Below are 13207 nucleotides of genomic sequence, written 5' to 3'. Positions count from 1 at the left end.
TGCATGTTCGGAAAACTGACACTTTCGGCGATTCCGTTCGATCAGCCCATCATCATGGGTGCGGGCGCCCTGATGGCGATCGTCGTGCTCGCGGTAATGGGTGCGTTGACCTGGTTTGGCAAATGGAAATGGCTGTGGAGCGAATGGCTCACCAGCGTCGATCACAAGAAGATTGGCGTGATGTACATCGTGGTGGCGGTGCTCATGCTGCTGCGCGGCTTTGCGGATGCCGTCATGATGCGTCTGCAACTGGCCTTGGCCTTCCAGTCGCCGGGCTATCTGCCACCGCATCACTACGATCAGGTCTTCACGGCGCACGGCGTCATCATGATCTTCTTCATGGCCATGGCGTTGATGGTGGGGCTCTTCAATCTGATCGTGCCGTTGCAGATCGGCGCTCGCGACGTGGCGTTCCCGTTCCTGAACTCGCTCTCGTTCTGGATGACGGCAATCAGCGCGATCCTGATCAACATCTCACTGGTGATCGGTGAGTTTGCGCAAACCGGCTGGCTGGCTTATCCGCCGCTGTCGGAGTTGCAGTTCAGTCCGGGCGTCGGGGTCGACTATTACATCTGGAGCTTGCAGCTCTCGGGCGTTGGCACGCTGATTACGGCCATCAACTTTTTCGTGACCACCATCCGCATGCGCGCGCCAGGTATGACGCTCATGAAGATGCCCGTGTTCACGTGGACGGCGCTGTGCTCGAACGTGCTGATCATGGCCACGTTCCCGATTCTCACCATCGCGCTGGCGTTGCTGGGTCTTGACCGATACCTCGGCATGCACTTCTTCACGAACGATGCCGGCGGCAACGCGATGGTTTATCTGAACCTGATCTGGGCCTGGGGCCACCCCGAGGTCTACATCCTGGTTCTGCCGGCGTTCGGTATCTATTCGGAAGTGATCGCAACCTTTGCGAAGAAGCCTCTGTTTGGCTACAAGACCATGGTGTATGCGACTTGCGCGATTTCGGTGCTGGCCTTCCTCGTCTGGCTGCATCACTTCTTCACGATGGGTTCCGGCGCGGATGTCAATGCGTTCTTCGGCATTATGACCATGGTGATTTCCATTCCGACGGGCGTGAAGATATTCAACTGGCTATTCACGATTTATCGCGGCCGGCTCGAATTCACCACACCCGTGCTGTGGACGATCGGCTTCATGATTACCTTCACGATCGGCGGCATGACTGGCGTGATGATGGCGATCCCAGGCGCCGACTTCGTGCTGCACAACAGCCTGTTTTTGATTGCCCACTTCCATAACGCGATTATCGGTGGAGTTGTATTCGGCTATCTGGCGGGTGTTCATTACTGGTTCCCGAAGGCATTCGGCTTCAAGCTGAATGAAAAGCTCGGCAAGTGCGCATTCTGGTTCTGGTTCGTCGGTTTCTACGTCTCGTTCATGCCGTTGTACGTGCTTGGCTTTATGGGTGCGACACGTCGCCTGAATCACTACGACAACCCGGCCTGGCATCCGTGGATGATGATCGCGGCATGCGGTGTGGTGTTGATTGCCGTTGGCGTGGTGTGTCAGGTCGCGCAAATCGTGGTTAGCGTCCGTAACCGGAATCTGCCCGCTTACCGCGACGTGACTGGCGATCCGTGGAATGGCCGCACGCTCGAATGGGCCACGTCGTCGCCGCCACCGGTCTACAACTTCGCGACGATTCCGGTGGTGCGTGAACTCGATGCCTTTGCGCACATGAAAGAAAGCGGCGAGGGTCTTGGCAAGGCGGCGGTGTATCGAGAGATCCATATGCCGTCGAACACGAGCGCAGGATTCTTTATTGGCATCTTTAGCCTGTTGCTCGGCTTTGCCGGCGTATGGCACATCACGTGGCTCGCGGTCCTGGCGCTCATCGCCATCATGGCGACGGTTATCGGTCGCAGCTTCCGCGACAACGACGGCTACTACATACCCGCCGCAACGGTCAGAGCGACCGAAGAGAAAAATGGAGCGGCAGTGCAAACGAAGCGTGAAGACGAACTCGCTGTCGCGGAGGTCAACTGATGCTGCAAAAAACCAATTTCGCCAACCTGGCCGAACTGGAGCGCGAGCACGCTCCGTCGCATTCGGTCTTCGGCTTCTGGCTATATCTAATGACCGACTGCGTGCTGTTCGCGTCGCTATTTGCGGTGTTTGCCGTGATGGCGCATCAGTTCGCGGGCGGCCCCTCGGGCAAGGATCTGTTCGACATTCCGGGCGTCGCCATGGAGACGGCGGTGCTGCTGCTGAGCAGCATCACGTACGGGTTTGCGATGCTCGGCGCGCACAAACGTAAGTCCGGTGTCGTGCTGGGCTGGCTGGCCGTCACGTTTGTGCTGGGGCTGGCGTTTCTGTGGTTCGAGCTGAACGAATTTTCGCACCTGATTGCTGAAGGCGCTGGCCCGAGCCGCAGTGCATTTCTTTCGTCGTTCTTCACTCTCGTCGGCACGCACGGTTTGCACGTCACGGTGGGTCTGATCTGGATGGCTGTTCTTGCCGTGCAGATCGTGCTCAAGCCGGAATTGTCAGAGCGTGAGATCACGCGTCTCGCATGCCTGAGTCTCTTCTGGCACTTCCTCGACATTGTGTGGATCTGCGTGTTTTCGTTCGTCTATCTTGGGAGCGCGATCTAAATGGCGCATACGCAATCGCTTCACGAAGAAGAGGCGCATGGCAGCGTTTCCGGGTACGTCGCTGGATTCGTGCTGGCTGTGCTGTTGACGGCCGCGTCGTTTGGGCTAGTGATGTTTGGAGTGGTCCCGCCACAATCGGCGATGCTGGTGCTCGCGGTATTGGCGCTCGCGCAGATTGTCGTCCATCTGGTGTTTTTCCTGCACTTGAACACGTCGTCAGGGCAACGGTGGAACGTGATGGCATTCTGCTATACGGCCATCGCCGCCGTCATTCTGATTGGCGGCACAGTGTGGGTGATGCACAACGTCAGCATGAACATGATGTCGCGCTAACCCGCGGTTAATAGACGCGATCGACGCGATCGACGCGATCGCAAACTGCCGCTGCGACAGTTCGCCTCGCGTACCGATCGGGTAACGCGTGATGTGGATCAAAAGAGCGCGTGCCAATCCCGGCACGCGCTCTTTTGTTTGACCTGCCGCAATGCGTGCGTCACCCCATTGGCGAGTATCGATGTTTTATCTCATCGATGCGGGGCCTCATGTTTTCATCTCATTCTTTTGCGCCGCTGGTTATACGTGGACGCAGACTGTTGCCGATTGTTCAGGGCGGTATGGGCGTCGGTATTTCGGCGCATCGGTTGGCCGGTAGCGTGGCGCGCGAAGGGGCGGTTGGCACGATCGCCAGTATCGATCTACGCCACCATCACGCGGATCTGATCGAACTATGTCGTGCGAATCCCGACCGTGCGACCCTCGAACGGGCCAATCTCACTGCCTTGGCGCGCGAGATTCATTCGGCCCGTGCGCTGAGCGAGGATCGCGGCATGATCGCCGTCAACGTGATGAAGGCGGTCACGGCCCATGCGGACTACGTGAAGGTTGCATGCGAGAGCGGCGCGGATGCGATCGTGATGGGCGCGGGGCTGCCGCTCGATCTGCCTGACATGACGCAAGGCCACGACATTGCCTTGATTCCGATCCTCTCCGACAGCCGTGGTATCGGGCTGGTCCTGAAGAAGTGGATGAAAAAAGGCCGCTTGCCCGACGCGATTGTGATCGAGCATCCGGCCCACGCCGGCGGTCACCTGGGCGTGACGAATCTCGCCGACATGAACGACGGCCGTTTTGACTTCATGCGCGTGCTGGAGGAGGTGGAGGCGATTTTTACCTCCCTTGGCGTGAGCCGTCAGGAGGTGCCGTTGATCGTCGCCGGTGGCATCAACAGTCACGAGGCGGTTCGCGAATGGCTCACGGCGGGTGCCGAGGGTGTGCAAGTGGGTACTCCCTTCGCGGTGACGGAAGAGGGCGACGCTCATCCCGCCTTCAAGCGCGTGCTGGCCGAAGCGAGACCCGAGGATATCGTCGAATTCGTCAGCGTGACTGGACTGCCGGCGCGCGCAGTCAAGACACCGTGGCTGACACGCTATTTGCGCAACGAGAGCCGCATTCGCGAGAAGATCGGTGCGCTAAAAGCCGTCTGCCCGACCTCGCTGGAATGCCTGAGCGTGTGTGGCTTGCGCGATGGCATCGAAAAGTTCGGACACTTCTGCATTGATACCCGCCTCGCCGCAGCGCTACGCGGTGATGTCGCTAACGGGCTGTTCTTTCGTGGCCGTGAGGCGTTGCCGTTCGGCAGTGCGATTCGCAGCGTGCATGACCTGATCGAACTGCTGCTCACCGGTGTGGCGCGACCTGCTGTCGCAGGTCGATTGGCCTTTTCTCTCGGTTGATGCCAGTCAACGCGACGTCTGCGCAGACCTTCGACAATCCCCGCAGCTATTACATACAACGGGGAAGAACATGGCAAAGAGAACGAAGCAAGGTATCAAGGTTGCGTTTGCCGCAGCCTGTTTGACGGGGATGGGCCTGAGCATGTCGCAGGTCTATGCGGCCAGCGACGACGACATCAACGGGATCCACGCCGGCGATGTACTCGTGCGTCTGCGGGCCATCAGCATCGTGCCGAACGTGGAGACCACCAACACGTTGTCGGCACTCAATGTTGGCGTCAACAACGCGATCGTGCCGGAGCTGGATCTGACCTACATGATTCGCGACTATCTCGGCGTCGAGCTGATTCTCGGTACGTCGCGCCATCAGGTGACGTCCAGCCTTGGTAACCTGGGCGGCGTGAACGTGCTGCCGCCTACGCTATTGCTGCAATATCACTTCAACCATCAGGGCCGCATCAGACCCTACCTGGGCGCGGGTCTGAACTACACGTATTTCTATAACAACAGCCTGAATGCGGGTGGTCAGCCGGTTTCGATCACCAACCATAGTTTTGGACCGGCCGTGCAGGCGGGCGTCGATGTGCAGGTCACGAAGGCATTCTTCGTCAACGCCGACATCAAGAAGATCTGGATGCACACGGATGCCTCGCTCGGCGGCGAAGCACTGGGCCGCCTGAGTATCGATCCGGTGGTGGTGGGGTTGGGCGTCGGGATGAAGTTCTAGACGCAGGCGCGGTTCAGAGCTTGTCGTTCTTGAACCGCATCGCTGTGCCTTCCTGTTCGATGCGCGTCCAGACCGCGCGCTTTTCCTCGTCGCTCAGAAAAACCCAGTTCGATACCTCGGTCGCCGTGCGTCCGCAGCCCTTGCAGATTTCATCGAAAAGCGTGGAGCAGACGCCGATGCATGGGCTGTCGGGAAGAGCGTGGAGATTCGAAGCCATCGAAAACCTTGGGACGGGAAGCAGGGAAGTGCCGCTATGTTAGCCGATACGACGGGGTCGTCCGGTTTTGCCCGGGGCGGCCGCAGGGTTGCTGAGGGGGCATATTCGATCGGCATGTGGGATGGGGAGCCGCTTCATTTGCACGATGTCGGGGCGGCAGCAGCGGCGCCGCGCTAGTCTGCCAGCGCAGCCAGTGCAGCCAGTGCGGGCTACGCGGGCTACGCGGGCTACGCGGGCTGCTTATTACAAAAGCCCTTCGTACCGTGCACGAAGGGCTTGCCGCCGGGGTCCACCCTTTACCGCGCGGATTGCAGGACTGGAATGAAAGCCAATCGAATGGATTCCGCCCAATCTGGGTTTTTGAATCCCACATATATCCCGGACGTGCCTGAACCGCTCAGCGAAAACGTCACCTGAAGTCCACCTGCCGTCGGCAAAACTCCGCACGGCGTCATACCACGTCCCTGCGGAGTTTTTTTCCCGGTGGACATGTGGCGATAACCGGCTAAAATTGCGCGCAATTTTGTGTCAACGTGGCACGCTCGACTCCAGACGCGAGCGGCTTACGCTGTACCGTTTGTGCGACAACGTGGCATTTTTTTTGAAGCGCGCAATAATTAGTGGTAGTTTTCGGGTTTTTCAGGGGAGTCGCAGGCGTCGCGCCGCGACACGTGGAGTGGACGGTCGGCCACGGTCGATCAGATCGGAGAATCGGGATGAAAAAACTGGTGGTGAGCCAACTAGCGGCGCTCGTGCTGTGCGCCACGCCGTGGTTGACGGCGGCAGCGAAAGATACGCAATTGAATGTGTATAACTGGTCCGACTACATCGCCAAGGACACGATCCCGAACTTCACCAAGCAGACCGGCATCCAGGTCAAGTACGACAACTACGATAGCGACGACACGCTCCAGGCCAAGTTGCTCACCGGTAACTCGGGCTATGACATCGTCGTGCCGACCAGCAACTACGCGGGCAAGCAGATTGCGGCGGGCATCTTCGCGCCGCTCGACAAATCGAAGCTGCCCAACCTGAAGTATCTCGATCCGGCGCTGATGGCGCTCGTCGCCGGCGCGGATCCGGGCAACAAGTACACGGTACCCTGGGCCTACGGCACGACGGGGCTCGCCTACAACGTCACCAAGGTTCAGCAGATCCTCGGCAAGAATGTGCCGCTCGACAATTGGGACATCCTGTTCAAGCCCGAATACATCTCGAAGCTGAAGACGTGCGGCGTCTCGGTGCTCGACGCACCTGACCAGATGTTCGCGGCGGCGCTGCACTATATCGGCAAGGATCCGATGAGCACGAACCCGGCCGATTACCGTGCCGCGCTCGAGATGATGAAGAAGATCCGCCCGTACATCACGCAGTTCAACTCGTCGAGCTACATCAACGATCTGGTGGGCGGCGACATCTGCTTCGCCTATGGCTGGTCGGGCGACGTGGTGATTGCCAAGCACCGTGCGATTGAAGCGAAGAAGCCGTACAAGATCGAGTACTACATTCCGAAGGGCGGCGCGCCGATCTGGTTCGACGTGATGGCGATTCCGAAGGATGCGAAGAACAAGGAAGCCGCGCTCGAGTGGATCAACTACATCGAGACGCCGCAGGTCCACGCCGCGATCACCAACGAGGTCTACTATCCGAGCGCCAACCTCGAAGCGCGCAAGTACGTGGACAAGGACGTCGCGGAAGATCCGGCCGTCTATCCGCCGCCTGATGTCATCAAGACGCTGTTCCTGCTGAAGCCGCTGCCGCCGGAAATCCAGCGCCTGCAGACGCGACTGTGGACTGAATTCAAGTCAGGTCGCTAAAGCCTACGGCCTGAATGACCGCAAGCAACGCTCCATCCTCAAGCCCCCGGTGTTCACCGGGGGCTTTGTTCGTCAAACGCGAGAGTGAAGTAGCAAATCATGAGCAGTGACCAGTCGGGTGTGCCGGCAGGGGCCGGCGCGCCGCCCTTGGGCAGCAATGCCGTTGCAGATAATGCAGCGGAAAACTTCGTGCAGATTGTCGATGTCGTCAAGAAGTTCGACGAGACGGTTGCGGTCAAGCAGGTCAATCTGTCTGTCCGAAAAGGCGAACTGTTCGCGCTACTCGGCAGCTCCGGCTGTGGCAAGTCCACGCTGCTGCGCATGCTGGCCGGTCTGGAAACCGTGACCTCGGGCAAGATCCTGATCGACGGCGAGGATCTCGCGCAGATGCCGCCGTATCGCCGGCCGGTCAACATGATGTTCCAGTCGTATGCGCTCTTTCCGCATATGACGGTTGAAGCAAATGTGGCCTTCGGTCTGAAACAGGAAGGCGTGGCCAAGGCCGAACTCAAGGAACGCGTCCAGGCGGTGCTGGATCTCGTGCAGATGGGGCGCTTCACGAAGCGCAAGCCGCATCAGCTTTCGGGTGGCCAACAGCAGCGCGTGGCGCTGGCGCGTAGCCTGATCAAGCGTCCCAAGTTGCTGCTGCTGGACGAGCCGATGTCTGCGCTCGACAAGCAGATTCGCCAGCGTACGCAGATCGAACTGGTCAACATTCTCGACAAGGTTGGCGTGACCTGCATCATGGTGACGCACGATCAGGAAGAGGCGATGACCATGGCAGGACGGCTTGCCGTGATGAGTGAAGGCGAGATCATCCAGCTCGGCACGCCGCACGAAGTGTATGAATATCCGAACAGCCGCTTCTCGGCCGAGTTCATCGGTTCGACCAATCTGTTCGACGGGAATGTGGTCGAGGACGAGCCGGATCACGTCTTCATCGAAACACCGGACCTGCCGGTACGCATGTATGTGAACCACGGCATCACCGGGCCGCTTGGCATGCCGCTAACGATCTCGGTGCGGCCGGAGCGTATCGCGCTTACCCGCAAACCACCCGAAGGCGCTTACAACTGGGGCAAGGGCGTCGTCACGAATATTGCGTATATGGGCGGATATTCGCTGTATCACGTGAAGCTCGACGGCGGCAAGACGGTGGTGGCGAACGTCACGAGTCTCGCGCTCTCCGAGATCGATCCGCCCACGTGGGGCGACGAAGTCTACGTGCGCTGGAGTGCTTCTGCGGGAGTGGTGCTGACGTCATGAAGAACGCATTGAGTGCTTTTGCGTCCTGGCCGGTGCGGCGTTTCGGCCTGACCGGACGCACGGCCGTGGTGGCCGGACCTTTTGTCTGGCTGCTGCTGTTTTTCCTCGTGCCGTTCCTGCTGGTGGTGAAGATCAGTTTTGCTGACCTGCGACTGGGCATTCCGCCGTATACGGAGCTGACGAGCTTCCAGGACGGCGTGGTGCATATCGCGCTGGATTTCTCCCATTACGCATTTCTGCTCACTGACAGTCTGTACTTTGCGACCTATGTGAACTCGGTCGTGGTCGCGGCGGTGTCGACGTTGCTGTGCCTGCTGCTGGGTTATCCGATGGCGTATTACATTGCGCGCTCGAACCCGGCAACACGCAACATCCTCATGATGGCCGTGATGCTGCCGTTCTGGACGTCGTTCCTGATTCGGGTCTACGCATGGATCGGAATTCTGAAGAACAACGGTCTGCTAAATAATTTTCTGATGTCGATTGGTCTGATTCATACGCCGATCGAGCTGTATCACACGAACACGGCCGTTTATATCGGCATGGTGTATTCGTATTTGCCGTTCCTTGTGATGCCGCTTTACGCGCACCTCGTGAAAATGGATATCACGTTACTGGAAGCGGCGTACGACCTCGGCGCGAAGCCGTGGAAGGCGTTCTGGCAGATCACGCTGCCGTTGTCAAAGAACGGCATCATTGCCGGCTGCCTACTGGTGTTTATTCCCGCGGTGGGCGAGTACGTGATTCCTGAATTGCTGGGCGGCGCCGACACGCTGATGATTGGCCGCGTCATGTGGAATGAGTTCTTTGACAATGCCGACTGGCCGATGGCTTCCGCCGTGACGTGCGCGATGGTCTTGCTGCTGCTGGTGCCGATGGCGTTCTTTCAGTACGCCCAGGCGAAGGCGCTCGAGGAGCGGCGCTAATGAAGCCAAATCGCTTTTTGCGGCTGATTGCCCTTGGGATTGGTTTTCTGTTTTTGTATATCCCGATTGTGAGCCTGGTGGTGTATTCGTTCAACGAATCGCAACTGGTGACGGTGTGGACGCACTTTTCGACGCGCTGGTATTCGGCGCTGCTGAGTGACGATGAACTGATCGCGGCGGCGTGGTTGTCGCTGCGTATTGGTTTGATGACGGCGTTTGCGTCGGTGTTCATCGGCACGTGGGCGGGCTTCGTGCTGGCACGGATGGGGCGGTTTCGGGGCTTCACGCTCTATACGGGGATGATCAACGCGCCGTTGGTGATTCCGGAAGTGATTCAGGGGATTTCGCTGCTGCTGTTATTTATCGAAATGGCCAAGTGGCTTGGCTGGCCGGCAGGGCGTGGCGTACTCACGATCTGGATCGGGCATGTGATGCTGTGTATTTCGTATGTGGCGATTATTGTGCAGTCGCGTGTGCGGGAGTTGCATCCTTCTCTTGAAGAGGCCGCGCTGGATCTGGGTGCGACGCCTTTGCGGGTGTTTTTCTTCATCACCTTGCCGCTGATTTCTCAGGCCTTGGTGGCAGGGTGGTTGTTGTCGTTTACGCTTTCGATTGACGATCTGGTGTTGTCGGCATTTTTGTCGGGACCGGGGTCGACGACTTTGCCGCTGGTCGTGTTTTCGCGGGTGAGGTTGGGGTTGAATCCCGAGATGAACGCGTTGGCTACGCTGTTTATTGCAGTGGTGACTGTCGGGGTTATTGTTGGGAATTATTGTATGCAGCGCAGTGAGAGGAAGCGGGTGGCGATGGCGGTTTGATGTTGGGGTATTAGCGCGTTCGGCTATGATATAGCCCCGAACACATCCAACAGATGTTGGCCAGAGAAATGCCTCACACCTTTGCGTTCCTTACCGGCTGGCAGCAGCTCTACCAGCTGTGGGAACTGATTCTGATGGCCTTGAAATTCCTGTGGGACGTACTGCGTTTTCTAGGCGGTGGTGGTGGTGGGTAATCGCCCACCTGAAGCCTGCAAACCTGAACTCCAAAACCAAAAACCTCACCACGCAACCGCGTACCCCTCAGAAAGAAACCCACCAGGATCGGCCAGCACGCGCTCGGGTGCCTCCTCCATCGTCATTGGTACTATGGGGTGCGAAGGATCGGTGAATTCCGGTCGCGCATAAAGAAACAGGCCCCTTGATGAAGGGGCCTGCGGTCATACGTGCTTCGCTTTTTCGTCGCGGGCGGCGAAGGCCGCGCAGGGATCGCTCAGGTATCGCTCCAGCCACCTGAATCGTCGTTGCCCATATCGACACCGCCACCACCGCTGCCGTCGTCCCAGTTGTTCGAACCCTGGCCGAAATCGAGGCCGCCGTCGTTGTTGCCGCCGCCGTCGTCGCGTCGACGGCGTGACTCGTCGTCGACAATGACTTCACGTTGACGGCCACCACTGAGCGCCTCACCGAGCAGCACGCCAGTCAGCAAGCCGCCCATACCACTTCCAAAACCGCCGCCTTGCTGGACGACAACTTGAGGTTGTTGCTGCGGCGGGTAAGGATAGGGCGCCTGCGGCGGATTGCCGAAGCGCTCGGCTTCGCGCGCATAAGCCGAGTCGCTGGAGCTGGCTGCCTGCGCCGCGTATGGGTCGGGCCGGCCTTCAGCGCGCGCCCTGAGGCTCGCCACGCGTTGCTCCAGTTCGTCGAGTTGATATGGCGGCACCGGATTCTTGCTGTTGGACAGCGCTTCAACCAGACTGCGCAACTGGTCTTCCGTACCTTCCACTTCTTTCTCCAGCATCTCATGTCCGGCGATGATGGAAAGCTTGACGTCGAGCTTTAACGAACGCACGGCATTCAACAGATCCGTGGCGCGCTTGAGTTGGGTGCGACGATCGTCGTCGGCACGCGAATCATCCTGCGTGCGGGCGCGCCGCAGCGTCCAGCGCAACACCAGAGCCACTGCTATGAGCACGATCGCAACGCCGATCCACAGGCCCATTGACGGCCCGTGCCGTTGCGGCACTTGCGGCGCCATCGCGGCTGTCTGCTGAACAGAAGCCGTGTTCTGCTGTGCAAACGAATTGGCTGTGCTGCCAGTAGTGGCGCCGGCGCGTTCGGCGGCACGGCGGATCGCCGCTTCGGTTTGAGCGAAGCGGGTCGGATCGGTGAAGCGGATTTGCGGATCGAGCGTCTTGGCTTGCTGGATCTGCGCCAGCGCATCAGCGGCGCGGCCTTCGCGCACCAGAACCTGGCCGTACAGATAGTGCGCGCGCGCGTTGTTCGGATGCGCCTGCAGCACATCGGTGAGTTCGGTATCGGCTTGCTGCCAGTTGCCCTGCGCCATCGCCGATTCGATCTGCTGGGCGCTCGGTATCGCAAAGGCCAACGAGCAGACCAGCATCAGCGAGCCGAATGCAGCTGCAAAAAGTTTTTTCATGTTTCGGGCCGGGCGGTTTAACGCCCGTCTCCATGGCAATCGTCTCCGCTGTGACACGCAGCGCCGCTCGATAGCCGGCGCCGCGTCACAGCCGGTGTACTGCGTGTTACTGAGCCGGCGTGTTCAACTGCTTCTTCAACGCTTCGAGGCGGTCTTCCACTGACGGGCCGCGATTCAGGTCCGCGAGCTTGTCGTCGAGCGCCTTGCCGCTCTTCGTGTCGGCCGAATTCAGCCGGGCGTCCGAGCGCGCATTCGAAAGCGCTACCTTGTCTTCGAGCTTCTGGAAATCCTCGGACAGGTTCTTGCCGCCGATGCCGCCCAGCGCGGTCGCCGCGACGTCCTTCGCCTGCGCGATCTGCTGCTTGGCCTGCAGGATATTCGAGCGTGCGTTCAGGTCATTGCGGCGGGTGCGCATGTCGTCGATCTGGCTCTTCAACTGGTCGACCGACGGTTCGAGCGTGGCAAGTTCCTTCGCCAGGGCGTCGCGCTCCGCTTCAGCGGTGGCCTGCGCGCCGAGCGCTTCGCGGGCGAGCGCTTCGTCGCCGGCTTGCAGCGCGCGTTTGGTGCCGTCTTCGTATTTCCTCGCCTTGTCTGCGGCAACATCGCGCTTGCTTTGCTGAGTGGCAACCTGCGCCTGAATCTCGATCAGCGAGTTCTCCGCTTTGGCGATGCTGGCGTCGAGTTCGCGCACGATCTGCCGCGAGTCGCGCGACGGGTCTTGCACGGAATCCGCAGCGTCGTTCAGGAGACCTTTGAGCGTGCGCGAGATGCTGTCAATTAGCGACATGAATACCTCCGTAGAATGAAATCGGCGCTGAGTACCAAGGCGCACTTAACTACCTGTGACCACTAGTTTATGCCCCTGCGCGCAGGATTGCGCAGGCAGCCGGTGCGGAAATCGGGGCACGCCGGCCAATTGCAATAGCGCTGCCGCAAATTGTTCGACGGCTGCGTGATGCCTGTAGGTAAGCGCGAACCTGGGGGCTCAAACGCTGGCGGATATTACACCACGGCATGTCTTAAAAGCGTCTTAAAGTGGGGCTTCCGGAGAGTTTCAAACGTCGATTGCGTCCATTCGCACACGGAATATTTCAAGGTTTGTTAAGAGTGATGCGAAATGTATCGAACGGGGACGTGAGGAGGGGGCGGGCGACACAGTGCGTACGTCGCCAGCGTGCATGGCGTTTAGGCAAACCGGCCGTCTTCCGGTGTCGGATCGTTACGCGGATCGTCTTCGTCGCGGCTGGGTTCGATCCGCACGCGCCGTCGCAGGACCGGCAATATAGCCGGCTCGGCGGGCTCATGCGGCGCCGGCTGCGCGGTGGTATCCGGATGCAAGGCGGTGAATGCGGCCTTGGCGGCGGCCACTCGCTGTACTGCCTCGGCCTCGGCTACGGCGAGTTCCTCTTCGGGCGTGCGCACCAGTGCGGCTAGCACATCGGCGGGCAGCAAAGGCTCCGGGGT

Annotated in this window: 13 protein-coding genes and 1 pseudogene; 10 read left to right on the top strand and 4 right to left on the bottom strand. The window is 59.5% G+C overall.

All coding sequences use genetic code 11. The annotated features are described in order from the left end of the window. The first annotated feature begins 3 nt into the window (after positions 1-3). The 5 genes from cyoB (at position 4) to WCA85_RS27290 (ending at position 5081) form a co-directional block, all read left to right on the top strand. Positions 4-2013: a cytochrome o ubiquinol oxidase subunit I gene (gene cyoB, locus WCA85_RS27310; RefSeq protein ID WP_424067987.1), complete on the top strand. Its 2010-nt coding sequence runs from the start codon at positions 4-6 to the stop codon at positions 2011-2013. Continuing rightward, complete coding sequence (cyoC, locus tag WCA85_RS27305) at positions 2013-2621, top strand: cytochrome o ubiquinol oxidase subunit III (protein ID WP_424067986.1); 609 nt, start codon at positions 2013-2015, stop codon at positions 2619-2621. The genes cyoB and cyoC overlap by 1 nt, the downstream gene beginning before the upstream one ends. Further along, the gene (cyoD, locus tag WCA85_RS27300) at positions 2622-2954 is read left to right on the top strand and encodes a cytochrome o ubiquinol oxidase subunit IV (protein ID WP_424067985.1); all 333 of its coding nucleotides are present in this window, start codon (positions 2622-2624) and stop codon (positions 2952-2954) included. Positions 2955-3163: 209 nt separating this feature from the next. After that, positions 3164-4354, top strand: coding sequence for an NAD(P)H-dependent flavin oxidoreductase (locus tag WCA85_RS27295; protein ID WP_424067984.1), 1191 nt, complete (start codon positions 3164-3166; stop codon positions 4352-4354). Between the two features lie 70 nt (positions 4355-4424). Continuing rightward, the gene (locus WCA85_RS27290; RefSeq protein WP_424067983.1) at positions 4425-5081 is read left to right on the top strand and encodes an OmpW/AlkL family protein; all 657 of its coding nucleotides are present in this window, start codon (positions 4425-4427) and stop codon (positions 5079-5081) included. 13 nt (positions 5082-5094) lie between these two features. Here WCA85_RS27290 and WCA85_RS27285 read toward each other — a convergent pair whose 3' ends face one another. After that, complete coding sequence (locus tag WCA85_RS27285) at positions 5095-5298, bottom strand: DUF1289 domain-containing protein (protein WP_424067982.1); 204 nt, start codon at positions 5296-5298, stop codon at positions 5095-5097. 716 nt (positions 5299-6014) lie between these two features. Here WCA85_RS27285 and WCA85_RS27280 point away from each other — a divergent pair. From WCA85_RS27280 to WCA85_RS27260, 5 genes are all read left to right on the top strand, one after another. After that, a complete protein-coding gene (locus WCA85_RS27280; protein WP_424067981.1) occupies positions 6015-7115 on the top strand; it encodes a polyamine ABC transporter substrate-binding protein in 1101 nt (366 codons plus the stop codon). 99 nt (positions 7116-7214) lie between these two features. Beyond that, complete coding sequence (locus tag WCA85_RS27275) at positions 7215-8381, top strand: ABC transporter ATP-binding protein (RefSeq protein ID WP_424067980.1); 1167 nt, start codon at positions 7215-7217, stop codon at positions 8379-8381. Next, positions 8378-9307 (top strand): ABC transporter permease subunit, encoded by a 930-nt coding sequence (locus WCA85_RS27270; RefSeq protein WP_424067979.1) that lies wholly within the window; start codon positions 8378-8380, stop codon positions 9305-9307. The genes WCA85_RS27275 and WCA85_RS27270 overlap by 4 nt, the downstream gene beginning before the upstream one ends. Further along, the gene (locus WCA85_RS27265; RefSeq protein WP_424067978.1) at positions 9307-10125 is read left to right on the top strand and encodes an ABC transporter permease subunit; all 819 of its coding nucleotides are present in this window, start codon (positions 9307-9309) and stop codon (positions 10123-10125) included. The genes WCA85_RS27270 and WCA85_RS27265 overlap by 1 nt, the downstream gene beginning before the upstream one ends. A 68-nt stretch (positions 10126-10193) precedes the next feature. After that, positions 10194-10319: a hypothetical protein gene (locus tag WCA85_RS27260; RefSeq protein ID WP_424067977.1), complete on the top strand. Its 126-nt coding sequence runs from the start codon at positions 10194-10196 to the stop codon at positions 10317-10319. 257 nt (positions 10320-10576) lie between these two features. Here WCA85_RS27260 and WCA85_RS27255 read toward each other — a convergent pair whose 3' ends face one another. The 3 genes and pseudogenes from WCA85_RS27255 to WCA85_RS27245 all read right to left on the bottom strand — a co-directional run. Next, positions 10577-11743, bottom strand: a complete 1167-nt coding sequence (locus WCA85_RS27255; RefSeq protein WP_424067976.1) for a tetratricopeptide repeat protein — start codon at positions 11741-11743, stop codon at positions 10577-10579. Between the two features lie 106 nt (positions 11744-11849). Continuing rightward, positions 11850-12530, bottom strand: coding sequence for a PspA/IM30 family protein (locus WCA85_RS27250; protein WP_424067975.1), 681 nt, complete (start codon positions 12528-12530; stop codon positions 11850-11852). Positions 12531-12928: 398 nt separating this feature from the next. After that, a pseudogene (locus WCA85_RS27245) lies at positions 12929-13207 on the bottom strand (hypothetical protein); the annotation flags it as partial.

The sequence above is a fragment of the Paraburkholderia sp. genome (assembly GCF_049581445.1).
In the GTDB taxonomy this organism is placed as follows: domain Bacteria; phylum Pseudomonadota; class Gammaproteobacteria; order Burkholderiales; family Burkholderiaceae; genus Paraburkholderia.
This window is presented reverse-complemented; position numbering and strand designations above follow the sequence as displayed.